The organism is Microbacterium californiense (assembly GCF_047246625.1).
GTDB lineage: Bacteria > Actinomycetota > Actinomycetes > Actinomycetales > Microbacteriaceae > Microbacterium.
Genome location: NZ_JBFOKQ010000001.1, coordinates 1,148,319 through 1,175,078, shown reverse-complemented (window position 1 = coordinate 1,175,078; position 26,760 = coordinate 1,148,319). Strand labels below are relative to the sequence as shown.

At 70.9% G+C, this 26,760-nt stretch carries 22 protein-coding genes; 14 read left to right on the top strand and 8 right to left on the bottom strand.

Annotated elements, in window-relative coordinates:
• Positions 1-55: 55 nt before the first annotated feature.
• Positions 56-1,045, bottom strand: coding sequence for a malate dehydrogenase (locus tag AB3M82_RS05685; protein WP_412956179.1), 990 nt, complete (start codon positions 1,043-1,045; stop codon positions 56-58).
• 43 nt (positions 1,046-1,088) lie between these two features.
• On the opposite strand from AB3M82_RS05685, the gene ypfJ reads away from it, so the two are divergent.
• Positions 1,089-1,979, top strand: coding sequence for a KPN_02809 family neutral zinc metallopeptidase (gene ypfJ / locus AB3M82_RS05680; RefSeq protein WP_412956178.1), 891 nt, complete (start codon positions 1,089-1,091; stop codon positions 1,977-1,979).
• A 70-nt stretch (positions 1,980-2,049) separates the two neighbouring features.
• On the top strand, positions 2,050-3,012 hold the full coding sequence (gene pip / locus AB3M82_RS05675; RefSeq protein WP_412956177.1) for a prolyl aminopeptidase: 963 nt from the start codon (positions 2,050-2,052) through the stop codon (positions 3,010-3,012).
• 28 nt (positions 3,013-3,040) lie between these two features.
• Here the strand turns inward: pip and AB3M82_RS05670 are convergent, their stop codons facing one another.
• From AB3M82_RS05670 to AB3M82_RS05660, 3 genes are all read right to left on the bottom strand, one after another.
• A complete protein-coding gene (locus AB3M82_RS05670; protein WP_412956176.1) occupies positions 3,041-4,804 on the bottom strand; it encodes an aldehyde dehydrogenase family protein in 1,764 nt (587 codons plus the stop codon).
• A gap of 69 nt (positions 4,805-4,873) precedes the next feature.
• Positions 4,874-6,250, bottom strand: coding sequence for an MFS transporter (locus AB3M82_RS05665; protein ID WP_412956175.1), 1,377 nt, complete (start codon positions 6,248-6,250; stop codon positions 4,874-4,876).
• Positions 6,251-6,362: 112 nt separating this feature from the next.
• A complete protein-coding gene (locus AB3M82_RS05660; RefSeq protein WP_412956173.1) occupies positions 6,363-6,626 on the bottom strand; it encodes a glutaredoxin family protein in 264 nt (87 codons plus the stop codon).
• A gap of 79 nt (positions 6,627-6,705) precedes the next feature.
• On the opposite strand from AB3M82_RS05660, the gene AB3M82_RS05655 reads away from it, so the two are divergent.
• On the top strand, positions 6,706-7,098 hold the full coding sequence (locus tag AB3M82_RS05655) for an SIP domain-containing protein (protein ID WP_412956171.1): 393 nt from the start codon (positions 6,706-6,708) through the stop codon (positions 7,096-7,098).
• A gap of 19 nt (positions 7,099-7,117) precedes the next feature.
• Here the strand turns inward: AB3M82_RS05655 and AB3M82_RS05650 are convergent, their stop codons facing one another.
• Complete coding sequence (locus AB3M82_RS05650) at positions 7,118-7,570, bottom strand: FAD synthase family protein (RefSeq protein WP_412956169.1); 453 nt, start codon at positions 7,568-7,570, stop codon at positions 7,118-7,120.
• 275 nt (positions 7,571-7,845) lie between these two features.
• On the opposite strand from AB3M82_RS05650, the gene AB3M82_RS05645 reads away from it, so the two are divergent.
• On the top strand, positions 7,846-9,018 hold the full coding sequence (locus AB3M82_RS05645) for a glycosyltransferase (protein WP_412956168.1): 1,173 nt from the start codon (positions 7,846-7,848) through the stop codon (positions 9,016-9,018).
• A gap of 36 nt (positions 9,019-9,054) precedes the next feature.
• On the opposite strand, the gene AB3M82_RS05640 is transcribed toward AB3M82_RS05645, so the two are convergent.
• Together AB3M82_RS05640 and pssD are read right to left on the bottom strand one after the other, a co-directional pair.
• Positions 9,055-9,636, bottom strand: a complete 582-nt coding sequence (locus AB3M82_RS05640) for a glycosyltransferase (protein ID WP_412956166.1) — start codon at positions 9,634-9,636, stop codon at positions 9,055-9,057.
• On the bottom strand, positions 9,633-10,112 hold the full coding sequence (pssD, locus tag AB3M82_RS05635; protein ID WP_412956165.1) for a PssD/Cps14F family polysaccharide biosynthesis glycosyltransferase: 480 nt from the start codon (positions 10,110-10,112) through the stop codon (positions 9,633-9,635). Before pssD ends, AB3M82_RS05640 begins: the two co-directional genes overlap by 4 nt.
• A gap of 283 nt (positions 10,113-10,395) precedes the next feature.
• On the opposite strand from pssD, the gene AB3M82_RS05630 reads away from it, so the two are divergent.
• The 9 genes from AB3M82_RS05630 to AB3M82_RS05590 all read left to right on the top strand — a co-directional run bounded on the left by AB3M82_RS05630 (position 10,396) and on the right by AB3M82_RS05590 (position 23,669).
• Complete coding sequence (locus tag AB3M82_RS05630; protein WP_412956164.1) at positions 10,396-11,022, top strand: CDP-alcohol phosphatidyltransferase family protein; 627 nt, start codon at positions 10,396-10,398, stop codon at positions 11,020-11,022.
• Complete coding sequence (locus AB3M82_RS05625; RefSeq protein WP_412956162.1) at positions 11,019-11,942, top strand: glycosyltransferase family 2 protein; 924 nt, start codon at positions 11,019-11,021, stop codon at positions 11,940-11,942. Before AB3M82_RS05630 ends, AB3M82_RS05625 begins: the two co-directional genes overlap by 4 nt.
• Complete coding sequence (locus AB3M82_RS05620; protein ID WP_412956160.1) at positions 11,939-12,535, top strand: hypothetical protein; 597 nt, start codon at positions 11,939-11,941, stop codon at positions 12,533-12,535. The genes AB3M82_RS05625 and AB3M82_RS05620 overlap by 4 nt, the downstream gene beginning before the upstream one ends.
• 147 nt (positions 12,536-12,682) lie before the next feature.
• Positions 12,683-16,726 (top strand): fibrinogen-like YCDxxxxGGGW domain-containing protein, encoded by a 4,044-nt coding sequence (locus tag AB3M82_RS05615; RefSeq protein WP_412956158.1) that lies wholly within the window; start codon positions 12,683-12,685, stop codon positions 16,724-16,726.
• Positions 16,723-18,021 carry an O-antigen ligase domain-containing protein gene (locus AB3M82_RS05610; protein ID WP_412956156.1) on the top strand — a complete coding sequence of 433 codons (1,299 nt, stop codon included), beginning with the start codon at positions 16,723-16,725 and terminating at the stop codon, positions 18,019-18,021. Before AB3M82_RS05615 ends, AB3M82_RS05610 begins: the two co-directional genes overlap by 4 nt.
• Positions 18,014-19,501, top strand: a complete 1,488-nt coding sequence (locus tag AB3M82_RS05605; protein ID WP_412956155.1) for a lipopolysaccharide biosynthesis protein — start codon at positions 18,014-18,016, stop codon at positions 19,499-19,501. The genes AB3M82_RS05610 and AB3M82_RS05605 overlap by 8 nt, the downstream gene beginning before the upstream one ends.
• A complete protein-coding gene (locus AB3M82_RS05600; RefSeq protein WP_412956154.1) occupies positions 19,494-20,444 on the top strand; it encodes a beta-1,6-N-acetylglucosaminyltransferase in 951 nt (316 codons plus the stop codon). The genes AB3M82_RS05605 and AB3M82_RS05600 overlap by 8 nt, the downstream gene beginning before the upstream one ends.
• Positions 20,445-20,489: 45 nt before the next feature.
• Positions 20,490-21,749 carry a YveK family protein gene (locus AB3M82_RS05595; protein WP_412956153.1) on the top strand — a complete coding sequence of 420 codons (1,260 nt, stop codon included), beginning with the start codon at positions 20,490-20,492 and terminating at the stop codon, positions 21,747-21,749.
• A 294-nt stretch (positions 21,750-22,043) separates the two neighbouring features.
• Positions 22,044-23,669: a glycoside hydrolase family 26 protein gene (locus AB3M82_RS05590; protein ID WP_412956152.1), complete on the top strand. Its 1,626-nt coding sequence runs from the start codon at positions 22,044-22,046 to the stop codon at positions 23,667-23,669.
• A 59-nt stretch (positions 23,670-23,728) separates the two neighbouring features.
• Here the strand turns inward: AB3M82_RS05590 and AB3M82_RS05585 are convergent, their stop codons facing one another.
• Positions 23,729-25,252 carry a sugar transferase gene (locus AB3M82_RS05585; RefSeq protein WP_412956150.1) on the bottom strand — a complete coding sequence of 508 codons (1,524 nt, stop codon included), beginning with the start codon at positions 25,250-25,252 and terminating at the stop codon, positions 23,729-23,731.
• 366 nt (positions 25,253-25,618) lie between these two features.
• Between AB3M82_RS05585 and AB3M82_RS05580 the strand changes: the two genes are divergently transcribed.
• The gene (locus AB3M82_RS05580; RefSeq protein ID WP_489672253.1) at positions 25,619-26,755 is read left to right on the top strand and encodes a low temperature requirement protein A; all 1,137 of its coding nucleotides are present in this window, start codon (positions 25,619-25,621) and stop codon (positions 26,753-26,755) included.
• The last annotated feature ends 5 nt before the right edge of the window (positions 26,756-26,760 follow it).

Genomic DNA, 26,760 nt, shown 5'->3' with positions numbered 1-26,760 from the left:
GTGAGGACAGTGGAGAACTCGATTCCGCGCTCAGGTGTGGAGGAAGAGTGCGGCGTCAGAGCAGGCCGAGGGCCCGCACGGCGTCGCGCTCCTCGACCAGCTCCGCGACCGACGCGTCGATGCGGCGACGGGCGTCGGCGGTGATGTCGAGACCCTCCACGATGCGCCACTCCCCGTCGACCGACTCCACCGGGAACGACGAGATCAAGCCAGCGGGCACCCCGTACTCGCCGTGCGACACGACACCGGCCGACGTCCAGTCCGCCGTCCCCCGCACCCAGTCGCGCACGTGGTCGATGGTCGCGCTCGCGGCGGACGCCACCGACGACGATCCGCGCACCTCGATGATCTCGGCGCCGCGCTTCGCCACGCGGGGGATGAAGGTCTCGTCCAGCCAGGTGGGAATGTCGCCCACGATCGCCTCGAGGGCGTCGGCGACGGGCTGTCCGCCGACCGTCGCGTGCGACACGTCGGGGAACTGCGTCGCGGAGTGGTTGCCCCAGATCGGCACGCGCCGCACGGTGTCGACGGGCACGCCCAGCGTCTGGGCCAGCTGGGCTCGCGCCCGGTTCTCGTCGAGCCGGGTCAGTGCCGTGAAGCGCTCGGCGGGCACGCCGTCGGCGGACGCCGCGGCGATCAGCGCGTTCGTGTTCGCGGGGTTGCCGACGACCGTGACGCGCACGTCCGGCGACGCGTGCGCCGCGATCGCCGCGCCCTGGGGGCCGAAGATCCCCCCGTTGGCGGCGAGCAGGTCGCCGCGCTCCATGCCGGGTCCGCGAGGACGCGCCCCGACCAGCAGCGCGAGATCGCAGCCGTCGAATCCGACGGCCGCGTCGTCGGTGACCTCGACGTGCTCGAGAAGGCGGAAGGCCCCGTCCTCCAGCTCGAGCGCCGCGCCCTCGGCGGCGCCGAGCCCCTGCGGGATCTCCAGCAGCCGCAGCCGCACCTTCTCGTCCGGGCCCAGCAGATCCCCCGCCGCGATGCGGAAGAGCAGCGCGTACCCGATCTGTCCGCCCGCGCCCGTGATCGTGATCGTGGTGGTCATGTCCCGAGCCTACGACCGTTCGGGCGCGGAGTACCCTCGATCCATGACGTTCAACCCCGACGCCGACATCTCGAACAACCGCACGCGTCGCCGTGGCCGCAACGCCGCGATCGCCGGGGGCACGGGCGTCGGTGTGCTCGGCATCCTCGCCCTCCTCGCCGGTCCGCTGCTCGGGATCGACCTCTCCGGACTCCTGGGCGGCGGCGCGGCTCCCGGCGGAGGCGGCACGACCGGCTCGGTGATCGAGGACTGCAAGACGGGTCAGGACGCGAACGAAGACGTCGACTGCCGCATGGCGGGCGCCCAGGTCGCCCTCGACGCGTTCTGGGAGGACAACGTCCAGGGGTACGTGGCTCCCACGCTCACGGTGGTCGACGGCTCCACCCCGACGCAGTGCGGCACGGCCTCGAACGCGGTCGGCCCCTTCTACTGCCCGCCCGAGCAGGGGGTGTACGTCGACCCCACGTTCTTCGATCTCATGCAGCAGCAGTTCGGGGCATCCGCGGGCGACCTCGCCCAGCTCTACATCGTCGGCCACGAGTGGGGCCACCACATCCAGAACCTCATCGGGACCATGGACGAGTACCCGAACAACGGCACCGGTCCGGGAAGCAACGGCGTGCGCACAGAGCTGCAGGCCGACTGCTATGCGGGTGCCTGGATCGGACGCATGACGGAGCAGACGGATGCCGACGGCGACCCGTACCTGCAGAAGCCCACCGAGGCGCAGCTGACGGATGCCCTCAACGCCGCGTTCGTCGTCGGCGACGACCACATCCAGGAGCAGTCCGGGTTCCAGAACCCGGAGAGCTGGACGCACGGCTCCAGCGAGCAGCGCCAGTACTGGTTCGCGCAGGGCTATCAGGATGGTCTCGACGTCTGCGCGGGCGCCTTCACGCTTCCGGCGGAGCAGCTCGACCCGCCTGCCGCCTGAGCGGGCGCCCGTCCAGGGTCCGATACCGTGGAGGGGTACGGCCGCACCACGAGCAGGGGGATCGACGGCGATGAACCTGGATGCGCTCTATCCCGAGATCGAGCCCTACGACTCCGGTGAGCTCCTCGTGGGCGACGGCCACCGCGTGTACTGGGAGGTCAGCGGGAATCCGGACGGCAAGCCCGTGGTGTTCCTCCACGGCGGACCGGGCAGCGGCACCTCCCCCTGGCAGCGCCGGTTCTTCGACCCGGAGAAGTACCGCATCGTGCTTCTCGACCAGCGCGGCTGCGGCCGCAGCACGCCGCATGCGAGCGCGCCCGACGCCGACCTGCGCTTCGTGACCAGCGCTCACCTCGTCGCCGACCTGGAGCTGCTGCGCAGGAACCTCGGCATCGCGCGCTGGCAGGTGTTCGGCGGGTCGTGGGGGAGCGCCCTCGCCCTCGCTTACGCGCAGGCGCATCCCGATTCGGTCTCCGAGCTGGTGCTCCGCGGCGTCTTCACCCTGCGCCGGGTCGAGCTGGAGTGGTTCTACGAGGGCGGAGCGGCGGCCCTGTTCCCGGATCTCTGGGAGGCGTTCGTCGCCCCGATCCCCGTGCTCGAGCGTTCGCGCATGATCGAGGCGTACCACCGCCGCCTGTTCGATCCGGATCCTTCCGTCCACGAGCCCGCCGCGATCGCCTGGTCGACCTGGGAGGCCTCGACGGTGACGCTGCGTCCGGACGCCGCGCAGATCGCGGCGATGTCGGACCCGCGCACCGCCACGGCCTTCGCCCGCATCGAGAACCACTTCTTCGTGCACGGCGGGTGGTGGACCGAGGGGCAGCTGATCGCCGGGATCGACGCGATCCGGCACATCCCGACGGTGATCGTGCAGGGGCGGCACGACGTATGCACGCCGATGATGACGGCGTGGGACCTCCACCGCGCCTGGCCCGAGGCCGACTTCGTGGTGGTCGACGACGCCGGCCACTCGGCCGCGGAGCCCGGCATCCAGCGGGCGCTCCGCGCGGCGACCGACCGCTTCGCCGGCTGACGCGGCGGCCGGCTCGGGGCGGCGACGCTCAGGCGCGCAGCGCCGCGAGGAGGGTCTTGACGAGCCCGCCGACGCGCCCGTCGGCACGGAAGCGCGTCAGTCCCTCGCACACCTCGGCGCCCGTGCGCGCGGCCACGAACCAGGGCGGCGTCGGGAGGATCGTCAGGCGGCCGCCGCCGTTCGCGCCGGGGAGGGAGCGGGGGAACGGCCGGAACGGCCCCCGCACCACCGAGCGCTCCACCCGATCGAGGAGCAGCGCGTTGTGCACGACCCCGATGCCGCTGCCGACGTCGTCGATCGTGCCGCCGGGGAACGCGCCCCAGGTCAGCGTCGGGGTGATGAAACCGAACGCCGTCCAGGCGTTGATCGCGATCGACCCGTACCGCAGAGCCGCGATCGCCCGGTCGAAACCCGAGCCCAGCGCCTTCTGCGTGGCCGGGTCGATCAGCAGGTTGGCGCCGAGCGTCCCCTGGAGCCGGTCGTTCGCATACGCCACCGCGGCGTCGAGGAACCCCTGACCGGTGCCGGGCACGGTCACCACGCCGAGGACCGGAGCGAAGTACTCGGTCCGCTGCAGGGCGGACGGGTCGTCGTCGCCGTCGTGCTCGACGAGCAGCCGATCGCCGAGCACGAGCGCGTCGGGATAGTCGTCGGCGGCGCGCTGCAGGCGATCGGCCGAGCCGGGGTACCACGTGGGCCGCTCCGGAGCCTTGGCGTAGGCCCGGCGGAGCGCGGCGCGGAACGCGTCGGCCTGGTCCCAGTCGGAGGAGAGGATCACCACCTGACCCGCGATGCAGTTGTGCCCGCTGTTCTGCAGCCGCATGGTCGCCACGTGCTCGGCCTGATAGGCGATGTCGGCCTCCGTCCACCGCCCGGGCACGATGACGATCGGCGACACCCCGCCGAGTTCCGCGGTGATGGGCGTCGTCAGCACGGGCTCGTCGGGCCGGGCGTCCTTCGGCGCTCCCCAGACGATCGCGTCGAAGGTGGCCGCCGATCCGGTGATGTGCACGTGCGCGAGATCCGGGTGGCCGGTGAGGTAGGCGCCGACCCGCGGACCGCCGCGCACCACGCGGAGGAACCCGGGTTCGATGAGCGGGGCGAGCGCGCGCTTGTAGATCGGCACCAGCGGGTCCTGCGTCGGGTTCACCTTCAGCAGCGCCGTGCGGTTCGACGCGAGGAGTTCGTAGAGCACGTCGAGCACGGGGATGGACGTGACGTTCCCGGCGCCGAGCACGAGGCCGACCCCGCCCGACACGGTCGGCGTGCGCTGTCCGAGCCCGGCCGCGGCGCGCGCGGCTCCCGGGGTGACGCCAGGCTCGAGCCACACCTCGCCCGTGAAGCCCGCGAGCAGGAACCGATCGATGCCGGTCAGGGGGAAGGCGTGCACGCGGGTCCTGCCGCCCGGGGCGCGATCCACGGTGACTCCGTCGAGCGGGTTGGCGCCGCGCGCCAGGCGCGACAGCGTCGCGATGTACGCGTCGAGCGCGCCGAGCACGCTGTACGGTCCGGCCAGCCATTCCTCGCCCCGGAGCGGATGCCGAGCGTCCAGGCCCTTCGACGCGGCGGCCGTGTTCGCCCAGTCCTCGGCCGTCGCCGCCACGCTCGCCCGCACCCGCTGAAGCAGGGTGACCCGCTGCGCCAGGGTGAGCGCGGTCCAGAGCTGCGCCCCGGTGTGCAGTGCCGAGATGGCGGTGTCGAGGCGCTCGCGCTCGTCGTCTCCGAGCGCCGGAGCCGAGGAGCCGATCGGGCCGGCCGCGTTCGTCGCAGCGGTGTCGGGCAGAGAGGTCATCGCGTCTCCTTCGAACGGGATCCCAGCATATGCCGCGGCCTCGGCGCCGCGGGCGGCATCGTGCGGGGATCAGGCGTCGATGTCGTGGCGGCGCAGCCGGTACCGCGCGAGCGGGACGAGGCTCGCCAGCATGAGCGCGGCGGGGAGGATGCTGAAGCTGAGCACGATGCCCGTGATCGCGGCATCCGGCTGCACCGCTGTCTCGCCCGCGACGGCCGAGACGTAACCGGTGGCGGCGAGGGTGAGCGAGACGGCCGTGGCGCCGAGCGCGAACCCGACGGTCTCGCCCGCCGTCCACACGCCCGTGAACGTCCCCGCCTGCCCGACGCCGTGGTCGCGCTCGTGGTGCGAGATGACGTCGGGAAGCATCGCCATGGGCAGCGACTGGAGTCCCGCGTACGCGATGCCGGCGACCGCCACCGAGGCGTAGATCCACGGACCGGGTGACCAGACGGCCAGGGTGAGCGACGCCGCGGCGGCGGCGAACAGCACGCTCGCGGCCGCGAACGCCCGCTCCTTGCCGGTGCGTCGCGCGACGGCCGTCCACGCGGGCGTCGCGACCAGCGCGGGCCCGACGAGCGCCACGAACACGAATGTCACGGCGTCCTCGGAGCGCAGCACCCAGGTCGCGACGTACTGCGCTCCGGCGAGCATCGTCCCGGTGGCGAGGGCCTGCAGCACGAACGTCCCGAGCAGGGCACGGAAGGGCTGGCTGCGCCGCAGCGCACGGAACCCGGCCGCGTACTGCTCCGCGATCCCGGGCGCAGGCGCGGCGGGAGCCGGCTCGGCGGCGCGACGGGCGGCCGCGGCATCCGCCGTCCGAGATGCGATGAGCATGCCGACGCCGATCGCGACACCGGCCGCGATGCCCATGATCAGGTACCCGAGAACCGGGTCGTCACCGGCGTTGCGCAGGGCGGGGCCGCCCGCGCCGAACAGCAGGATGGATGCCGTCAGCACCACCACCCGCCATCCGAGCAGCCGCGTGCGCTCGTCGTAGCCGTCGGTCAGCTCGGCCGGGAGTGCCACGTACGGCACCTGGAACAGACTGAACGCGGTGGCCGTCGCGAGGAAGGCCAGCATCACGCAGACGGCTCCGGCGACCGGGCCCCACGACGGCGGCACGGCGAAGGTGAGCGCGAAGAACACCGGCAGGGTCAGCGCGCCGGTCACCATGAAGCCGCGCCGCGAGCCGGTGCGCGCCAGCTGACGGTCGGACGCCGCCCCGATGAGCGGATCGATCACCACGTCCCAGATCTTCGCCGCCGTGACGATGGCGCCGGCGGCGAGCGCGGCCACCCCGAGGTTGTCGGTGAGGAAGTAGGTCAGCACCAGCCCCGGCAGCGTCGCGTAGCCGCCCGTGCCCAGGGAGCCGAGCGCGTACAGCCAGAGGATGCGCGCCGACAGACGGACGGATGCTCGTTCGGGTCGAGCCTCGGTGCTCATCGCGCCAGTGTAGCGGCGGGCTTCCCGCGACGCGTGTCCCGGTCCCTGAGCGAGCGGAGCCGTGCCCCGGTCCCTGAGCGAGCGGAGCGAGACGAAGGGCGTCTCGGGGGACTCAGATGAGGGAGAGCTCGCGGAGCTTCTCCTCGACGTCCGCGTTGGACGGCTCGACGTGGTGCGAGGCGTCGGGGTAGAGGACGACGGGGATGTTCGTGCGGCCCGAGATCTCCTTCGCGACGTCCACCGCAGCCGGGTCCGCCACGAGGTCCACGTAGGTGTACTCGACGCCCAGAGCATCGAGCTGCTTCTTGGTGCGGATGCAGTCGCGGCACCAGTCGGCGCCGAACATCGTGATGGTCGAATCAGAGGTGGAAGTCATGCATCCAGCGTAATCGGGCGCGGATGGGCGAAGGCCGAAAGGCTTGTCGCTAAGGGTAGCCTTACCTATAGTGGAAGCCATGACGACCGCGAGCGAGCACCTGGACGATCCCGACTGGGAGACCATCGACGGTGCTCTGCTCATCGCCGGAGACGCGGCCGACGCCCGGATCATCGCGGAGATCGCCGCACGGCTCCCGTGGGACGCGCAGGGTGTGATCCTGCTCGAGGCGGCCGCCCGCATCCAGCTGCGGCACATCGACGTCCCCGAAGGCGTCTCCGTGCGCTGGCTCGTGCGCGGCGACGGCATCCGCGCGCATGCGAAGGGCGAGCGCCTCGCGGCCGCGGTCTATTCCTGGTGCGTCGAGTGGACGTGCTCCCAGCCGCCCGAGCAGTGGACGGTGTGGCTCGGACCCCACACCCCGCCGCACGTCGCGCGCATGGCGCGCAGCCTGCTCGGCGTCTCGGGCTGACGCGGCGACAACCTGCGGATCACCGCGAGGTGACGAGCGCCGTCCCGGCGTTCGCCGTGATCGCGTCGAGCGCTCGCCGCAGTGTCGAGCTCGACGTGTGCGCCGTGTAGGGGAAGTAGACCACCTCGACCCCGACCTCGGCGAACTCGCGTTCCAGCCGCAGGCCCTTCTCGGTGCCCCGCCAGTCGTCGCCCTTGAAGAAGTGGGTGAACCCCACCTCGCGCCAGGCGTCCATCTTCGCGGGCGTCGTCTCGACGTGGACGTCGTCGACGAACGAGATGTGCCGCACGATCTCCGCCCGCTCGGCCGTCGGGATGACGGGCTCGATGCCCTTCACCTCACGCAGCATCTCGTCGCTGACGACGCCGGCGACCAGGATGTCGCACTGCTGCTTGGCGTGGCGGAGAAGGTTCAGATGCCCGACGTGGAACAGGTCGAATGCTCCCGCGGCGTAGCCGATACGCGTCCCCATGATCTCCCCAGATCCGTCGTTCCCCAGAGGCGGATCCCCATCCGCCTGCGACTCCCACAGCCGCGCCGGTCAGTCTAGCCGCGCGACACGCCCGGCGCGACCCCTCCCGTTCCGGGCCGCCCGCGACGGTGGTCCGTCGCAGAACGCAGACGAGCCGTGCCGCGCACGGCGCGTCGCACCGGGACACGCCGTGGCGACGGCATCCGCTCTCCGTTTTCCCACCCCACAGCAACGCATGACACGATGGATGCCGCGACGCGGGCGGAGAGGACGACATGGGGACGACGGCCACGATCATCGTGCCGACCTTCAACGAGCGCGACAACGTCGCCGAGCTCGTCGCCCGGACCTCCGCCGCGCTCCGGGGCCACGACGTCGAGATCCTGTTCATCGACGACAGCACCGACGACACCGCGGAGGAGATCGCCCGCATCGCGGCCGACGCCCCGTTGCCCGTCCGCGTGCTGCACCGTGCCGAGAACGCAGGCGGACTGGGCGGAGCCGTGGTGCTCGGCCTGGCCGCGGCCGCGAACGACGTCTGCATCGTCATGGACGGCGACCTGCAGCATCCGCCCGAGCTGCTTCCCGCTCTGCTGGCGCGCTACGAGCAGGGCGATGCGGACGTGGTGGCGGCCTCCCGGTACATCGGCGGCGGCAACCGCAGCGGCCTCGGCACCGCTCTGCGCTTCGGCGTCTCGCGTGCGGCCACCTGGCTGACGCGGGCCATGTTCCCGCTGCGCCTGGCTCGCAGCACCGACCCGATGACGGGGTTCTTCCTCGTCGACCGACGCCGGCTCGACCTCGAGGCGCTCCGGCCGCAGGGGTTCAAGATCCTCCTGGAGATCCTCGCCCGCACCGATCTGCGCGCGGCCGAGGTGCCGATGGAGTTCGGCGAGCGCCGGCACGGCACCTCGAAGGCGAGCCTGCGCCAGGGCTGGACCTTCCTCGCGCACCTCGCCCGCCTGCGCTTCGGCAAGATGTCGCTGTTCGCGATGATCGGCCTGCTCGGAGCGGTGGCGAACCTGGCGATCATGTGGGTGCTCACCGCGGCGGGCGTGCCCTATGTCTGGGCCGCGATCATCGGCGCCGAGGTGACGATCGTCGGGAACTTCCTGCTGCAGGAGCGGTTCGTATTCGCCGACATGCGCACCGACGCGCGCGGACCGGCGGTGCGCTTCGCCGCCTCCTTCGCGTTCAACAACGTCGAGGCGGCGCTGCGGATCCCCGTCATGGCCCTGATGGTCGAGACCTGGCACATCTCCAGCGTGCTCGCGACCGGGCTCTCGCTCGTGGTCGCGTTCTTCGCCCGCTTCCTGTTCCACTCGCTCGTCGTGTACGCCCCCCGTCGACGGGGAGCGGGTCCCCGGACGGAGCTGCCGACCGACACCGCGGCGCAGCGCATCATCCGGGCGATCGACGAAGAGGCCATGCGGCCCGGGGAGCTCTAGGCGCCGTCGAGGCGGTGTCCGCCCCGGGGCCTCTCCTCAGCTCGCGGAGCCGTGCCCGCTGCCCGGCGCCGGGCGGCGGATCATGTCGGAGACGCGGCGCCAGGCGAGACGCCGCCGCGGCGCCGACACGATCTCGGCGACGAGCGCTGCCACGGCGGACGCGGCATCCGATCCGCTGGGATCCCCCGCGAAGCGGTTCGCGCCCGCGTCGGACGCAGCGCGGTCGAGTGCCGCACGCAGATCGGCCTCGGTCGTGACGATCGTGCACCGGCCGCGGGCGGCCATGAAGTCGCCGAACGCGAACTGATGGGCGTCGACGACCTCGCCCAGGGAGGGATCGCGCGGCACCACGATCGGGAGGATGCCGGCGCGGTTCGCGTCGGAGATCGTGCCGGGTCCCACCTGCGCGACCACGACGTCGGCCCGGGCGTAGTGGGCCTGCAGCTGCTCGCCCGTCATCATGGCGTGGTTCTCGCCCGTCGCGGAGGCGGGGGAGAACCCGTGCTGCACCACGAGCTCGACGTCCGGCTGCTCCGCGACCCACAGGTCGATCCAGTCGATCAGGCGCCCGAACGGGTGGTGGTCGGTGCCCACCGAGACGAACACGCGGAGGGTCACAGCGTCGCCCCGATCACGCGGGAGTCGGGGTACAGCGCCTGCTGCTCGGGCCACTGCACCGCGAAGGCGTCGACGGTCGGGTACACCAGGCGACCGGTCATCGTCCGGGTCGAGATGCGGTCGATGACCTCGATGTAGAGCGTTCGGATGCCCATCGCCCGGGCCGTCCAGAAAAACGGCACGGCGACGCCGGCGCCCGTCGAGACGACGATGTCCGGGCGCTGCTCGCGCAGCACCCGCCGGGCCAGGAAGGCGTTGCGGACCGCGTTGGGGATGTTCCTCGTGGTCGGCGAGTACGCCCAGGTCACCTGCTCGTTGGCGAGCGCGGCATGGGCGTGTGGATGGTCGAAACTCACCCAGGCGCGCTCCTGCGTGCTCCACCAGTCGCGCAGGGCGAGCAGCTGCGTGAGATGTCCGCCGGTGGAGGCCACGAACAGGATCTTCGAGTGCGCGGACTCGGCGGGATCGTTAGCCATGATGAGACACAGTATGCCGTGCGGCCGTCTCCGCGGGGGCGGACGGGCGGCGGAAAACTCCTCGGTGCATCCGCTCGAAGTTCTGGTAGGGTGCGAGGAGGTCGCCTTGAGGGAGGCGGCAGACGGAAGGTTGGGACTTCCGTCGACTGGGGATCTGGGGAGACGCGGTCTTATGACTGGGGTTGGACTTGGCGTTGATTCGCCGCTTTCTTTTCGCACGGCGCTCAAGCGCCTCGACACGGCACAGAAGCCGGGGGCGGGCGTACCGGCGTACACACGCTGGGTGAACCGCCGCGCCGCGCGGGTGTTCGCCGCCTTCTTCGGTCGCGTGCGGGCCACGCCGTCCGTGGTGTCGGTCATCAGCATCCTGGTGACGATGGCCGGGCTCGCCGCGTTCCTGCTGCTGCAGCCGGTCTCGGCCGCGCTCGCCGGCATCTCGGCCGCCGTCCTGCTGGCCGTCGGCTACGCGCTGGACTCCGCCGACGGGCAGCTCGCGCGCCTGCAGGGCACGTCGAGCCTTCAGGGCGAGTGGCTCGACCACACGCTCGACGCCATCCGCCTCCCCGCCGTGCATCTCACCGTCGCCGTCGGGTTCCTGATGGCGGACGCCCCGCTCCTCGCGGCCGCAGCGGCCGCCTTCTCGGTGCTCTCCTCCGCCGGCTTCCTGAGCCAGAACGTCGGCGGGCTGCTGCGCGACAACGCCCGGGTGGAGCGCACGCAGGTCCGACGGATGCAGTCGTGGATCCTGCTGCCCACCGACCCGGGCGTGCTGTGCTGGGTCTTCGCGCTGTGGGGCATCCTCCCCGCGTTCGTCGTGGCGTACCTGCTGCTCATGCTCGCGAACGTCGGGCACTTGATCCTCTCCTCCCGACGTCGGTGGCGTGAGCTCGCGGAAGGCAGTGCGCGATGAGCGCCGTCGAGCCGTCCGTGACCGCGGTCATCGCCACGCGCGGGCGCGGAGAGCTGCTCCGGCGCGCGGTGCGCTCCATCGCCGCGCAGGAGTATTCGGGTCCGATCGAGATCGTGATCGTCTACGACCAGTGCGACATCGATCTGCTCGAGGACCTCCTCCCCCTGCCGGGCGACGTCGTGCTGCGCACGATGGCCAACACCCGCACACCGGGCCTGGCCGGCGGGCGGAACACCGGCATCGGGGCGGCGGCGGGCGAGCTCCTCGCGTTCTGCGACGACGACGACGAATGGACGCCGACGAAGCTGCGCGAGCAGGTGGCCCTGTGGGCCCGATTTCCGGGAGCGGTCGGCGTCTCGGCCGGCATCGAGATCGTGACTCCGAGTGAGAGCATCGTCCGCATCCCGCCCGAGGTGACGACCAGGAGCGACTTCCTCGCCTCGCGGGTCGGCGAGATCCATCCGTCGTCCTTCCTCTTCCGCCGGGCCGATCTCCTCGAGCTGCCGAGCGGCGTCGACGAGAAGATCCCGCACTCGTACGGCGAGGATTACGACCTTCTCCTCCGGCTGTCCGAGCAGGGTCACATCGTGAGCGTCGAGCGTCCGCTGGTGATCGTCCACTGGGACCGCACCTCGTACTTCGCCGGCCGGTGGGAGCCGATGGCGCGCGGGCTGGGCTTCCTGCTCGAGAAGCACCAGGACCTCCTGCTCGACGACGCGAACGCCGCGCGGATGTGCGGTCAGGTCGCCTTCGCCTACGCCGCCGCGGGCGCGAAGGACTCCGCCCGGCAGTGGGCGCGTCGAGCGCGTCGGCGCCGCGCGACCGAGCCGCGAGTGGCGCTGACCTGGCTCGCGCTCTCCGGGCTGGTCTCGCCCGAACGCATCGTGGCGGCACTCAATCGACGGGGGCGGGGCATATGAACGCACGGGCGAAGTGGATCATCGCGGCCTCGGCCGCACTGGTGCTGGCGGGCGCGGCCTCGGTGGCCGTCGTCGCCACGAGCCAGTCCGGCGGCGGATCGTCGCAGACGCCGACCGCCGATCAGACGCCCGCACCGGTTCCGCCGGTGGTCGCGCCGACGACGGCGCCCGACGCGACGGCGGATGCCGTGGTGGGGGCCTCCGAGGATCTGATCTCGAGCGTGCTCTCGGTCACCAACACGGTGAACGTCGGCGACATCGACGCCGTGCTGGGCAGTCTGCAGTCGGTGGCCTCGCCGGCGTATCTGAGCGGCGTGGAGGCCGAGCGCATGGAGCTCGAGGACCAGGGCTGGACCCGCTCCGGGGAGGTCGTGATCGACGGCGTGGAGACGGTGAGCTACGACGCCGCCGCGACGCCCGCGCAGGCCACCGTCCGCGCCTGCCTCGACTCGTCCGGCGTGGTCATCCGCAATGCCGACGGGGATGTGGTTCCCGGAGGATCACCCCGAGCCTGGAACATCTTCGTCCTCGAACAGGTCGACGGCGCATGGATGATCATGCGTCAGACCTTCGCCGACGATCCCGCATGCTGAGCCGTCGGCTCATCCGCTTGCCCGAACGAACATACCCATACGGAACGCTTCTACAGCATCGCAACCGCACCGCACCCGAACGAAAGACCTCGCACCACCGTCCATATCTTGAGCAGTACCTTTCACAAGTGATTCTGGGGAGTCATCATGTCGCTGGGGAACACACAGCAGAAGCAATCGAGGCGAACACTCGTCTCACTCGCGGCCGCCGCCGCGTTGACCGTCGTGGGCGCTCTGCTCACGCCGGCGGCCGCGTCGGCCGCAGCGCCGGAAGCCGCCGCGGTCACGCCGTTGGCCGTGACGTCGCTCGGTCAGACGCAGGAGACGGCAGCCGCCTCCTGCTGGGAGATCAAGGAGACCGACCCGAGCTCGACCTCGGGCGTGTACTGGCTGAACACGCCGGCGCTCGGCGCGCCGCAGCAGTTCTACTGCGACCAGCAGACCGACGGCGGCGGCTGGGTGCTCATCGGCCGTGGCCGTGAGAACTGGCTGCAGGGGAACGTCGGCCGGCTCACGCCGCGTGACGTCTGGCAGAACCCGACCGGGCCCGCGGCGTTCTCTCCCGCCCAGCTCTCCACCGACGTGGTGACCGGGCTGCTCAACGGCGGCCGGGTCGACGCGCTGCAGGAGGGCGTACGGCTGCGTCGGGCGCAGAACGTCGCCGGCACGACGTGGCAGGAGGTGCGTTTCAAGTACCGCACCGCGCGCGACGAGTGGTCGTGGCAGTTCTCCGGGCTGCAGGGCGTCGCCTCGTACTCCTTCAACGGCGAGAACGGCACCGGCGGCACGACGGGCAGCTTCGGACGCGACAATACCTTCCGCCGCGTGGAGACCAACGTCGGCAGCGGCACACGCGGCTGGGAGCGGGGCTTCATGTACGGGTCGAGCGCGCGCGGCAACCCCGCCGCCGACTCGTACCTGTGGCAGGCGAACACCACCAACCCGTACCCGCGGGCCTTCACCCAGGTGTATCTGCGTCCCCGTCTGCTGAGCGCCGACGTGTTCGCGACGCCGATCCCCGACGCGGGTCTGCCGCAGAGCACTCTCGTGGACACGGCATCCAGCTACCCGCAGGCGAGCCCGTGGGGCGTCTCCGGTGTGGGCGCGAGCGGGTCGGGCGAACTCAACACCGAGGTGTCGGACTTCGTCGAGATCAACGGCGTCATGTACGTGGGCGGCAACTTCCGGTACGTGCAGCGCACCGCCTCCGGCAGCGGACAGGTGGAGCAGAGCTACCTCGCGGCGTTCAACGCCTCGACGGGGGAGTGGATCTCCACGTTCCGCCCGGTCCTGAACAACCAGGTCAAGTCGCTCGCGGCGCTGCCCGACGGCCGCCTGGCGATCGGCGGGGCCTTCACCTCCGTGAACGGCGTCGACGCACCCGCCTTCGCGGTCGTCAACCCCGCGACGGGCGCCGTCGACCCGGCCGTCACGACCAAGATGATCAACTACACCGGCGGCACAGCGCCCCTCATCCGCACCATGGACGTGCAGGACGGCTACCTCTATCTCGGAGGCCGCTTCACGCACGCCACCGGGAGCGGCGTGAACCGCGAGGTCTACATGCGCAACCTCGGCCGTCTGAACGTCTCGACGCTGGCGCCGGACTCCTGGAACCCGCTGCTCGACGGCACCGTCGTCTCGGTGGACGCGTCCGCCCGCGGGGACCGGGTGTACGCCGCCGGCTACTTCGGCCTCAGCAACTGGGAGACCGTCACCGAGCGAGGCGGAGCCTACCTGGTGGCCGACGGATCGGTGATCCCGTGGACGCCCCTGTTCTCCAACCGCACCAACGGCCGGACCGGCTACCAGCAGGCGGTCAAGGAGATCGGCGACCGGGTGTGGCTGGGAGGCTCGGAGCACTCGCTCTTCAGCTACACCCGCGACTCGATGGCCCTCGACACCACCAACATCACGCAGAGCGGTGGCGACTTCCAGGCGATCAACACGTGGAACGGCTACCTGGTCGCCGGGTGCCACTGCTCGGAGAACGTCTACCAGGGCGCCGTGACGTGGCCCACGCCGACGAACTTCTACCGGGTCGAGCACATCGACCAGGCCGGGTTCTGGAACGCCGCCGACGGCGAGTTCTCCGCCGACTTCAACCCGCAGATCACGATGCGCATGGGCTACGGCGTGTGGGCGATCGAGCAGGGCAGCGATGGAACGCTCTGGCTCGGCGGCGACATCACCCACGTGCGGCAGGCCGACGCGACCAACCGGTGGACGGGTGCCTTCGCCCGGTTCGCGCCTCGGGACTCGGCCCCGCCCGCCACGCCCACCGGGCTCAGCGCCGCTCGCGCCGCGGGCACGGACACGCTGACCTGGAACGCAGTCGACGGCGCCGGCTACGAGATCCTCCGGAACGATCGGACGATCGCCACGACCCAGCAGACGTCGTACTCGGTGCCCGCAGCCGGACCGGGCACGCGGTACTTCGTCCGCGCGATCGACCCGACCGGTAACCGCTCCGCGACGACGGGTGTGGTGACGCCGACGGAGATCGCCCAGCCCCTCAACGTCCTGCCCGCCGGATCGGAATGGTCGTACCGGTTCGCGTCGACGGCGCCCGCGGACGGCTGGCAGCAGCCGGGGGCCGACCTCTCCTCGTGGCAGAGCGGCCGGGCGCCGATCGGCTGGGGCCAGTCGAATCTCGGCACGACGCTGACCTTCGACGGCACGAGGCCGGTGACGTCGTACTACCAGCGGACGTTCTCGGTGCAGGATGCCGCGGGCGTGCAGTCGCTGACGCTCTCGACCCGTGCGGATGACGGCATCGTCGTCTCCGTCAACGGGACCGAGGTCGGACGGTCGAACATGCCGTCGGGCCCGATCGGGTTCACCACCTATGCGACGACCGCGGTGAGCGCGGCCAACGCGGTGTCGAACGTCGTCACCTTCACGGTGCCGGGGTCGCTCCTGCAGACGGGAACGAACACGATCACGGCCGAGGTGCACTCCAACTACCGCTCGACTCCGAGTCACAGCTTCGAGCTCTCGGGAGTGCTCACCCTGGGCACGCAGCCCGAGCCGGAGCCCGTCCCGGAGGACGTGGTCGCGGCCGGGTCGCCGTGGTCGTACTACTTCGGCACGGATGCTCCGGCGGCCGACTGGTCCGCCGACGCCTTCGACGCGTCGGGGTGGACCACCGGTGCGGCGCCCCTGGGCTGGGGGCAGTCGAACCTCGGCACCACGCTGACCGCCACCGGCACGAAGCCGATCACCTCGTACTTCCGCAAGGGGTTCGCGATCGACGACGTGGCGGCGCTGGAATCGCTCGTCATCACGACACGCGCCGATGACGGCATCCGCGTCCTGGTGAACGGGACGGAGGTCGGGCGCACGAATCTCCCGGCCGGAGCGGTCGGACACAGCACCTACGCCACGGCGGCGCCGAGTGCGGCGAACGCGCTCGCCAACCCGGTGGTGTACCAGGTGCCGCTCTCGCTACTGCGGAACGGGCAGAACACGGTGAGCGTCGAGGTGCACTCCAACTACCGATCGACGCCGAGCCACAGCTTCGAGCTCGTGGCGACCGCGACGCCGATCGGCAGCGGGGCGAAGCAGCGACTCGTCGCCGAGTCCACGGAGCCGGTCGCTCCGGAGGCCGCCCCGCCGACGACGCCGGAGCCTCCCGCCTCCGCGCCGCAGGAGAAGGCGCCGACTCCCGCTCCGACGCCGCTCCTGACGACGGAGACGACCTGGTCGTACTCCGGCCGGGTCGAGACGCCGGCGCAGGAGTGGACGCAGGCCGCGTTCGACGACTCGCGCTGGCTGACCGGAACCGGGCCCTTCTTCCTCGGAGGAGAGGTCCCGGCCGGGACGGACGGGACCGATGTGGGCGCCGGCGGGGAACCGACCGCGACCACGTACCTGCGGACCGATGTCGATGGGAAGGCGCTGGCACGGGGGACCTCCGTGTCGTTGACCCCCCATCTGCTCGGTGGCATGGTGGTCTACGTGAACGGGGTGGAGGTCGGACGGGTGAACATGCCCGACGGTCCTGTGGCGAGCGACACGCCGGCATTGCCGGCGCCCGACTCGAAGGAGCCGGTGACGCTCGACATCCCGATCTCGGCGTTCGGCGCCGGTGTCAACGTGATCGCCGTGGAGGTGCACGCGATCGACGTCGCGCAGCCGCGGATCAGCCTCGAGCTCGGCGGCGTCCTCGTGTCCGCCCCGGGGACGTGAGCACCGCCGCCACCGTCCGTACGCAGGTCTCATCTGTGCCCTCGGCCGCCGCGCCGGGGGCACAGGTGCTGCCCGCCTGGCCCTTGCTCGCCTGGCTGTACGGCTTCCCGGTGTACTGGGCGACGGGACTCAGCCTCTTCGTCCCGATCGTCTTCGGCTCGCTGATGGCGGCCTTCCTCCTGCTGCGCGGGCGGCTCCGGGCGACCCCGGGCGTGCTCGTGTGGGGGGCGTTCCTCGCCTGGGTGGTCGTCTGCGCGGTCTCGCTGACGGGCGTCATGCAGGCGATCGGCTTCTTCCAGCGCACGATCGATCTCTTCGCGGTCGGGATAGCCTTCCTCTACTACGTCAACGCCCGCGAGCGGATCACACCGGGTCGGGTCTTCGGCGGGCTGGCGGTGATCTGGTTGACCGTGGTGGTGCTCGGCACGCTCGCCGTGTTCTTCCCCGACGTCCGCATCGCGACGCCGCTCGCGCAGGTGCTGCCGGGCTCGCTCATGGGGAACGAACTCGTCCGAGAGCTCGTGTACCCCCGTCTCGCCGAGGTGCAGCAGCCCTGGGGTGCGGAGGAGCCGTTCGTACGTCCCGCCGCGCCGTTCCCGTACACCAACTCGTGGGGTATGGCATACGCCCTGCTGACCCCGGTGATGGCGCTCATCTGGACGCGTCTGCGTCGGCGGGGACTCCGCGTGCTCCTCGCCGCGGCTCTCCTCGGCTCGCTCTACCCGGCCGCGCAGACCAGCAACCGCGGGATGTTCATCGCCCTCGGCGTGTTCCTCGTCTTCATGTGCTTCCGCTTCTTCGCCGGAGGGATGGCGCGTGCCGGGTTCGCGATGCTCGGCTCGCTCGCGGCGGGGATCGCGATCCTGGCGGGCTTCGGCGTCTTCGCGGCGATCGCCGGTCGCCAGGAGTACAGCGACACCACGACGGGTCGCAGCACCATCTACCAGGCCACGATCGAGCGGGTGCTCGAGTCGCCCCTGGTGGGCTGGGCCACACCCGCGATGGACGCGTCCATCGGCATATCGCTGGGCACCCAGGGCTACGCGTGGACGCTCATGTTCTGTTACGGATTCGTGGGCCTCCTCCTGTTCCTGGTGTTCCTGATCCGCATCATCACCGTCAGCTGGAAGGTCCGCAGCGGCGCCGCCTACGTCATGCAGGGCCTCATCGTGACCGTCGGGGTCACGATCTGGTTCTACGGTCTCGCGGTCACCCAGTGCCTCATCCTCCTGCTGGCCGCGGCGATCCTCAGCCGTGCCAGCGCGGACGGCGAAAAGGTGTTCCCCCGTGTCTAGCGGCATGCGCCTGGGACGCGAGTCGTTCCTCACCTTCTCCGGCATCGTGGTGAACGCGGGCCTCGCCTTCGTCGTCACCTGGATGATCGGCCGAGGACTCGGCGCGTCGGCGACCGGGGAGTTCTTCCAGCTCACCTCCTGGTTCATGATCGCGACGAGCGTGGTGGGGCTCGGGGCGGACACGGGCCTGGTGCGCTCGCTCTCGCGGCAGCGCGCCCTCGGCGACGAGCGTCATCTGCGACCCACGCTCCGCGCCGCACTGCTGCCGGTGGTCGGCGTCGGAGCGGTCGTCTCCCTCGCGCTGCTCATCGCGGCCCCGGCGCTGGGGGCGTGGTGGGGGCTCGACGACGCCGGCGTCGACACGCTCCGCATCCTGGCGCTCGCCCTCGTGCCCGGCTCCCTGGTGGGTGTGCTGCTGGGCGGCTCGCGCGGGCTGGGCCGCATCGCCACCTACACGGTGATCCAGAACCTGTTCATCCCGATCGCGCGCCTCGCGACGGTGGCCGCCGTCGTGCTCTGGATCGGCTCCGCGTGGGCGGCGGTCTGGGCGTGGGTGCTGCCGCTGATCATCGCCGCGGCGCTCGCCGCGGTGGCCCTCATGCGCCAGGTGGCGGCCGCGGACCCCGCGCGGCAGACCGTGGATCGTGCCGAGGCCGGCGAGCAGCGACGGGCGTTCTGGGCCTTCTCGCTCCCGCGCGGAGGCGCCGTCGTGCTGGAGCGGGCCCTCGACTGGGCGGACGTGCTTCTCGTGATCGCCCTCCTCGGACCGGCGGCCGGCGGTGTCTACGGCGTCGTGACGCGGATCGTGCTGGCGGGTTCGATGCTCGAGTCCGCGATGAGGATCGTGCTCGGGCCGCGCCTGAGCGCCGCGGTCGCGCAGGGGAAGCACGAGGAGGCGCAGTCGCTGTTCCGGCGGGTCACGAGCCTGCTCATCGTGGCATCGTGGCCGTTCTACATCGCGATCGCGGTCTTCGCCGGCGACCTGCTCGGGCTGTTCGGCGAGCAGTTCCGCAGCGGGTCGACGGCGCTCGTCATCCTCGCCGTCGCCATGGGGCTGCGGAACACCGGCGGCGCGCTGCAGACCGTGCTGCTCATGGCCGGGCACAGCACGAGCCAGCTGAGGAACAAGGCGGTCCAGCTGGTCGTGCTGATCGTCATGACCCTCGTCCTGGTCCCGGTCTGGGGGATCAGCGGAGCCGCCGCCGCGTACGCGATCGGAGTGATCGTCGACACCGTCCTCGCGGGCGTCGGCGTCTACCGGTCGCTGGGCTTCCGCGCGGGCGTGAAGGAGGTCCTGCTCGCCGCCTCGCTCCCTGTCGTCGTCGTGCTCGGCGGGGCGCTGGTGGTCAGCTACGCCCTCGTGGACGCGTCGTCGTTCTGGCGGCTCGTGGGGTTGGCGGCGGTGCTCGCCGCCTATGGCTCGGTACTCCTCTATATGCTGAGGCGACGAGGCGGCTCGCTGGGGGGACGACGTGGCTGAGACGACGACACGCGCGGCCTTCGTCATCACGAGCCACGCCGACATCCCGCAGCTCCGCCGCCTGGTCGACCGGCTGCTCGAGGGCGCCCCGGACGTGCGGGTCTACATCAGCCACGACATCGCGGGGGAGCCCGGCGTCGAATCGCTCGAGGGCCCCCGCTGCACCGTGATCCGGGAGACCGGCGGCCGCGGCGACTTCACGCAGATCGAGCGCATCGTCTCGCTGTTCCGGCTCGTGGAGCGGGACGGCGGCGCCGACCACGTGACGGTGCTGTCGGGCATGGACTACCCGGCCCGCCCCCTCTCCGAGTTCCTCGCCGTGCTGCCGTCGAGCGGCGACGGCTTCCTCCACAACTTCCCGGCCCTCGATCCTGCGGGCAGCGACTGGTCCATGCACGAGGCGCGACAGCGCTACCGCTACCGGTGGTGGATCCTGTGGCCGCTCGACGCCGGGTCGCGGCGTCGGTGGCACTGGCTGCACGGGCTGAACTTCGTGCAGCCGCTGCTCCGGGTGAACATCGCGTACGGCACCTTCCGCATCGCCCTGCGCCGCCGGAAGCTGCCCGACGGGCTCACCGTCCACGGCGGATCCGCGTGGTTCACGATCTCTCGGCGGGCGGTGCGGCACGTGCTCGCGACCGTCGACTCACGCCCCGACATCGTGCACTGGGCCCGCACGAGCCTCGCCGTCGACGAGGTGTTCTTCCAGAGCATCCTGATGAGCGCGGACGAGTTCGACTTCGTCAACGACAACGCGCGCTACATCGACTTCGACAGCGAGGGGTTCGGCCATCCGAAGGTGCTGTCCTCGGACGATCGGGAGAGGATCGTCGGCTCGGGGGCGTACTTCGTGCGGAAGGTCGATCGCCTCCGGTCGGCGTCGCTCCTCGACCAGCTCGACGAGCGGGTGACGCGAGCGGATGAGGATGCCGCACAATCATGAGAAGGGGAGTCGGCGCCGGGTGCGCCGACGGGGGAGGGAAGACCGATGACATTCGCGCTGATACTGACGGTGCTGCGGCGCCGCTGGAAGACCATCGCCGTGTTCGCGCTGCTGGGAGCGCTGGCCGGCATCGCGCTGTGGGCGGTGACGCCGACCCGGTATTCGGCCACCACGAGCCTCGTCGTGTCGGCCGGTGTGTCGAACCCGTTCACCGGCACGAAGGAAGAGGTGAACATCCGGACGGAGCAGGAGATCCTCGGATCGCGGGAGGTCGCGGAGCGCGCCTCCGAGGCCCTCGGGGTGACGCTCGCTCCCGGATCGTTCCTGCTCTCGCAGGTCGACATCGCGGCCCCCTCCGGGTCGCAGGTGCTGCAGGTCACGGTGAGCGCGGGCTCGCCGAGCGAGGCGGCACGCGCCGCTGATGCGCTCAGCACGGCCTACCTCGCCTTCCGCCGTGAGGGCGCCGACACGGTGGTCAACGGGTACCTCGCGAAGATCGACGAGCAGCTGGCCGATCTGCAGGGACGGGAGCTCGATGCTGCGGCCACGAGCCTGCTCCAGACTCTGCAGCAGCAGCGGCTGAGCCTGCTGCTGACGACCTCCGAACCCGGACGCATCATCGGCGAGGCGGAGGAGCCGAGCAGTCCGGCCACCCCCGGCCTGACGGTATCCCTCGCCGGGGGGCTCGTCGGCGGGGTGGTCCTGGGGATCGCCGCCGCCCTGCTGCGCGAACGCCTCGACACCCGCGTCCGATCCGCCGATCGTCTGGCCCGTGTGACGGGTGAGGCGCCGATCGTCGCGGCGGACGACGAGGACCGCTTCTGGGCATCGCTGGCCGATCACGTCGCGGAGGCCGCCCCGGCGTCGGCCGATGGTCCGCGGGTGCTGCTCCGCGTCGCCACGCCCGCCGACACGTCGGAGATGGCCGCGCGGCTCGAGCGCGGGCTGGCCGCGGACTTCGACGCCGATGCCAGCGCGCAGGGCGTCGATCCGTGGGGCGAACCCGAGAGCACGGACTCCGAGGCCGTCGACGACGGTGCCCGCGCACCCGGCGCCGACGCCTCCGCGGACGGGTCACGGAATGCCGCGGGCGGCGTGCGTGTCGTCGACGCCTCGGCGGAGAAGTCCCTGCGCACCTTCGCGCGTCTGGCGACGAGGGCGGATGCCGTGGCGATCGTCGTGTCGATGGACGCTCGCCTGGCCGAGGTCGCGGAGATTTTCGAGAGTCTCCAGGGAATCGAGACGCCGGTTGTCGTGGGTCTCCTGCCGCACGTGCACGCGGCGGTTCTTCGGAAATCCTTCTGACCTGGGGTTTGGCGCGCTGATCGCGTTCGGGAGGACGCAGGGGACGGGTGAGTTGACCGTTATCATTCCGTGATGTAAGAGTTGCAGGATCGATATCCCTGTGATTGACTCGCCCGAGCGAACGCCCAGTGAGGCCCGGAGGGGGGCGCGGTGTTCGTGTCGGATCGCAGATCTTGCGTGACGACCAGTTCGTGTCATCAACACTGGAGACCCCTCTTGAAAGACCGCACACCTTCGTTCAGCGCGCTCCGAAAAGTCATCTATACATCGTCAGCGGTCATCGCTTCGGCCGTCATGCTCGGCACCGCCCTCACCGGCGCATCGTCGGCCTCGGCGGCGGTGCAGCCCGCCGCGGCCGCAGCGCAGGCTCCGACGGACTCCGCCTCCGTGACGCTCCTCCCCGCGGGGAGCGACTGGAGCTGGCACTACTCCGCCGATGCCTGGGACGCCGGGTGGCAGGCCGCCGAGTTCGACGACAGCGCCTGGCAGACGGGCGCCGCCCCGCTCGGCTGGGGGCCCGACGCCCGCACCGAGGCCACACCCGAAGGCAGCCCCGCGCGCAAGCCGCTGAGCATGCAGTTCCGCACCGACTTCACGGTGGCGGCGAACCAGCCGCTCTCCGACGTCGAGCTGCAGTTCCGCGCCGACGACGGCGTCGTGATCTACGTCAACGGCCAGGAGATCTCCCGGGTGAACCTGCCTTCGGGCACGCTCTCCGAGAAGACCTACGCCACGAAGGCGCCGAACGCGGCCACGGCCGCCCGGCTCCAGACGGTGACGATCCCCGCCTCCGCTCTGCACGCGGGCACGAACGTGATCGCGGCATCCACGCACCTGAACTGGCGCGCGACGCCCAGTGTCAGCTTCGACGCCGCGATCACCGCGACGACGGGCGAGGGCGCCGTTCCCGCTCCGGCTCCGGCCCCCGCTCCGGCCCCGGCCCCGGCACCCGCCCCGGCTCCCGCTCCGGCGCCTGCCCCGGCTCCCGCTCCGGCGCCTGCCCCGGCTCCCGGTGAGCAGTGCGGCGCGCAGGGCTACCTGGCTCCGGCGTGCGGTGCCCTCTGGGGTGCGTACACGATCAAGGGCGACACCCTGACGTCCGCGATCACCAGCCTCGAGGACCGCGTGGGCCGCCAGTTCGACATCACGCAGCGCTACCACGACTTCTCGAAGAGCACCCACCAGGGGCTCTTCCCGGACTCGCACGAGCAGACGCTCGGTCAGACGCGCACCCTGCTGTTCGCGTGGCAGGCTCGGGTCGCCAGCAGCAACACCGACATCCGGTGGGCGTCCATCGCCCGCGGCGAGTGGGACGAGTACATCGACTCCGCTGCCGACCGCGTGAAGGCGTTCGGAAAGCCGGTGATGATCGCGTTCGATCCCGAGTTCGACCGCTTCGACAAGGGCACCATGGCCGAGTACATCGCGGCCTACCAGCGCGTGCACGACCGGTTCGAGGCCAAGGGCGTCTCGAACGTGGCCTGGCTCTGGGTGTCGACCGGCTATCTCGGCGCCGGCAATGACGCGAAGATCGCCTCCGGGTACCCGGGCGACGAGTACGTGGACTGGGTCGGATTCGACCCGTACAACTTCTACACCTGCAACGGAAGCAACTGGCAGACCTTCGAGCAGGAGGTCAAGGGACCGCACGACTTCCTGGTGAAGAACGGCTGGGGCGACAAGCCGCAGATCCTCATGGAGTACGGCACCGAGTTCGACGAGGCCGATCCCGGCCGTTCCACGCAGTTCTACCGGGACATCCCGTCGGTGCTGAAGAAGTACCCGAACATCAAGGGACTCGTCCGCTTCGACGCCGGATCGGGCAACTCGTCCTGCGACATGCGCATCGACAACGGCGCCGGCATGGTCGACGCCTTCGCGAAGGCCGGTCTCGACCCGTGGGTGAACCCGCGCGGTTGAGTCCGACCCCCCTGAAAGGGCGTCGGACCCGCTCACGCAGCGGCCCGGCGCCCTTTCCGTCAGTACGCCCCCTGCGGCTGGATCATGACCTTCGCCGTGCGCCACATGATCTGCAGATCGTTGACGACCGACCAGTTCTCGACGTAGCGGAGGTCGAGGCGCACGCTCTCCTCCCACGACAGGTCGCTGCGCCCCGACACCTGCCAGAGGCCCGTGATGCCGGGCTTGATGTACAGGCGGCGGAACACGGTCCCGTCGTAGGCCGTGACCTCGCTGGGCAGCGGCGGACGCGGTCCGACCACGCTCATGTCGCCGATCAGGACGTTCCAGAACTGCGGCAGCTCGTCGAGCGAGAGTTTGCGCAGCACGCGGCCGACGCGGGTCACGCGCGGGTCGTCCTTCATCTTGAAAAGGAGTCCTGCGCCCTCGTTCTCGGCCTGGAGCGCGGCGAGCCTCTGCTCGGCATCGGTCGACATGGACCGCAGCTTCACCATCTGGAACCGCTGTCCGTCGCGACCGACGCGCTCCTGCCGGAAGAACACCGGTCCGGGGGAGTCGATCTTGATGAGCAGCGCCAGCAGCGGCAGGATCAGCCCGATCGGCACGAGGGCGACGGCCGACACGACGATGTCGAGGGCACGCTTGAGCACATGGCGCCCGCCCTCGTAGGTGGGGATCTGCACCTGGATCAGGGGCAGCCCCTCGACGGCCGCGAAGGAGATGCGCGGCCCGGCCACGTCGGTGAGGCGACTCGACAGCACGAGCTCGGCGGCGGTGCCCTCGAGCTTCCAGCTGAGGTGCTTCACGAAGTCCGGCTCGCCGTCGGGTCGACTGGCGACGATGATCGTGTCGGCGCCCAGCTCGGTGGCGACGGTGTCGACCGTGCGTCCGTTGCCGAGCACCGGGAAAAGGATGCCGTCGACCTCGACGTCGCGGGCGTTGCCGTCGAGCAGCGTGGCGCCGACGACCTGGTAGCCGGAGGTCCCGATCGGATGCAGGGTGCGGATGACGTACTCCACGTCGTCGCGGTTGCCGACGACGAGCGTGCGCGAGGCGAAACGGCCCCGGGCGCGCTGCTGCATGAGCCAGCGCCGTCCGATCCAGCGGCTGACCAGCAGCGCGAGGAGGCCGACGGGCAGCGTCACGAGCAGCGTGAGCTGCATCGACTCCCAGCCCAGCAGCACGGCGGCGATCGCGACGAGCCCGAACGCCAGACCGCTCGCATGCACGACGGCCCGGTACTCGGTGGCGCTGGCCTGGAAGAGAGCGGCGTCCCGCGTATGCAGGGCGCCGAGCAGGAGGAACCACAGCACGGCGAGCGGCGCGGCGTGGAGCACGTCGGTCAGCCCGATGCCGAGGATCAGCTGGATCGCCGCCGTCAGCGCAGCGGCGAGCAGGATGACAGCCGCATCCGTTGTCCGCAGTCGCATCCGATATCGCCGTTCCCACTGACGGCGGCGTTCCAGCGTTGCGGAGACGCGCGGTGTGACCACCGTGCGCGGCACCGGCTTGGCGGCTCGGGGAGCGGCGACCGGCGTGAAGCCCGTCTGAGCGATGCTCACGGCATCCTCGACGGAGGTCATGCCAGGGCCCCTTGAGCCAGTGATGTACGCAGATATCCCCAGTGCGCCATTTCATTCCCCAGATTCCCCAGTCCGCGAGCCCCACGCTCACGGTGTGTCTGCATTCCCGACCCCTCGGGTCTCGCCGACTTCTTCGTGATCCCACATCACGGTCGATGCATCTCCGCCCCAAACGGAGATGCGTGCAGCGAGCCTGCAGACTCGCTCAGCATAACCCAAGGTTCGCGGGATCGGAAGGTTCGTCTCGCGAATGGAGGAAACCGGTTCGTCGACGGCATCCGGCGCCGCCGACCGCAGCATCGCGCGGAGGTCTATCCTGACGCCGTGACCCTGCCTCCCCCCGCCCCGCGCTTCCGGCTCACCCGCATGACGCCCCGCGACGCGGGCGAGCCGCACCGCGTGGCCAGCACCCTCGAGCTCTTCTTCGACCTCGTGTTCGTGGTCGCCGTGAGCACCGCGTCGGCCCAGCTGCATCACGCGCTGAGCGCCGGTGACATCGGCCACGGCGTCGTGGCGTACGCCATGCTGTTCTTCGCGATCTGGTGGGCGTGGATGAATTTCTCCTGGTTCGCCACCGCGTTCGGCACCGACGACTGGCTGTACCGGGTCATGACCATCGTGCAGATGAGCGGCGTGCTGGTGCTCGCCGCCGGCATCCCGAACGCGTTCGAGCACGGCGACTTCCGCGTAGTCGTCGTGGGCTACGTCGTGATGCGCGTCGCGATGGTGTCGCAGTGGCTGCGGGCATCGCGCGCCGCGGGCCGGCTCCGCTCCGCCACCCGGCGCTATGCGTTCGGCATCGCGGCCGTGCAGATCCTGTGGGTGCTGTTCCTCCTCGTTCCGGAGGGACCGCCGCAGCTCGTCGCCTTCGTCGTCTGCGTGCTGCTGGAGCTCAGCATCCCGGTGTTCGCCGAGCACCGCGAGCAGACGCCGTGGCATCCGCACCACATCACCGAGCGCTACGGGCTCTTCACCCTCATCGTGCTGGGCGAGAGCCTGCTGGCCTCCTCCCGCGCCATCATCGAGGCGCTGCACGAGTCCGAGTCCTTCGCGCCGTTCGTCTCCATCTCGGTCCTCACCCTCGTGGTCACCGCGTCGCTGTGGTGGATCTACTTCTGGCCGGAGCACCACCGGGCGCTCGGCTCGCTGTCGCGCTCGCTGCGCTACGGGTACACCCACTACTTCGTCTTCGCCGCCGCCGCCGCCTTCTCGGCGGGCGTCGAGGTCGAGATCGACGTGCTCACCGGCCACAGCGATCTGTCGCCCCAGGCGGCCTCCTTCACGATCACGATCCCGATCGCGCTGTTCCTGCTGGGCGTGTGGCTGGTCGCACTGCGACGCAGCGCCGACCGGGTCGTGAACGTCGTCGTGCCGGTGGGCGCGGTGCTGGTGCTGCTCGACCCCATCCTGCCGGTGCCGGTCGCGCTCACGGCCCTGATCGTGGCGGGCATCGTGGTGGTCCTGGTGCTGCGCCCGCCCGTGGATCGAACTCTGCTAGACTGACTTCG

Excerpts from the sequence above, each read along its gene's own strand:
- AB3M82_RS05685 (WP_412956179.1), bottom strand. The coding sequence starts at position 1,045 with ATGACCACCACGATCACGATCACGGGCGCGGGCGGACAGATCGGGTAC.
- ypfJ (WP_412956178.1), top strand. The coding sequence starts at position 1,089 with ATGACGTTCAACCCCGACGCCGACATCTCGAACAACCGCACGCGTCGC.
- pip (WP_412956177.1), top strand. The coding sequence starts at position 2,050 with ATGAACCTGGATGCGCTCTATCCCGAGATCGAGCCCTACGACTCCGGT.
- AB3M82_RS05670 (WP_412956176.1), bottom strand. The coding sequence starts at position 4,804 with ATGACCTCTCTGCCCGACACCGCTGCGACGAACGCGGCCGGCCCGATC.
- AB3M82_RS05665 (WP_412956175.1), bottom strand. The coding sequence starts at position 6,250 with ATGAGCACCGAGGCTCGACCCGAACGAGCATCCGTCCGTCTGTCGGCG.
- AB3M82_RS05660 (WP_412956173.1), bottom strand. The coding sequence starts at position 6,626 with ATGACTTCCACCTCTGATTCGACCATCACGATGTTCGGCGCCGACTGG.
- AB3M82_RS05655 (WP_412956171.1), top strand. The coding sequence starts at position 6,706 with ATGACGACCGCGAGCGAGCACCTGGACGATCCCGACTGGGAGACCATC.
- AB3M82_RS05650 (WP_412956169.1), bottom strand. The coding sequence starts at position 7,570 with ATGGGGACGCGTATCGGCTACGCCGCGGGAGCATTCGACCTGTTCCAC.
- AB3M82_RS05645 (WP_412956168.1), top strand. The coding sequence starts at position 7,846 with ATGGGGACGACGGCCACGATCATCGTGCCGACCTTCAACGAGCGCGAC.
- pssD (WP_412956165.1), bottom strand. The coding sequence starts at position 10,112 with ATGGCTAACGATCCCGCCGAGTCCGCGCACTCGAAGATCCTGTTCGTG.
- AB3M82_RS05625 (WP_412956162.1), top strand. The coding sequence starts at position 11,019 with ATGAGCGCCGTCGAGCCGTCCGTGACCGCGGTCATCGCCACGCGCGGG.
- AB3M82_RS05620 (WP_412956160.1), top strand. The coding sequence starts at position 11,939 with ATGAACGCACGGGCGAAGTGGATCATCGCGGCCTCGGCCGCACTGGTG.
- AB3M82_RS05615 (WP_412956158.1), top strand. The coding sequence starts at position 12,683 with ATGTCGCTGGGGAACACACAGCAGAAGCAATCGAGGCGAACACTCGTC.
- AB3M82_RS05595 (WP_412956153.1), top strand. The coding sequence starts at position 20,490 with ATGACATTCGCGCTGATACTGACGGTGCTGCGGCGCCGCTGGAAGACC.
- AB3M82_RS05590 (WP_412956152.1), top strand. The coding sequence starts at position 22,044 with ATGCTCGGCACCGCCCTCACCGGCGCATCGTCGGCCTCGGCGGCGGTG.
- AB3M82_RS05585 (WP_412956150.1), bottom strand. The coding sequence starts at position 25,252 with ATGACCTCCGTCGAGGATGCCGTGAGCATCGCTCAGACGGGCTTCACG.
- AB3M82_RS05580 (WP_489672253.1), top strand. The coding sequence starts at position 25,619 with ATGACGCCCCGCGACGCGGGCGAGCCGCACCGCGTGGCCAGCACCCTC.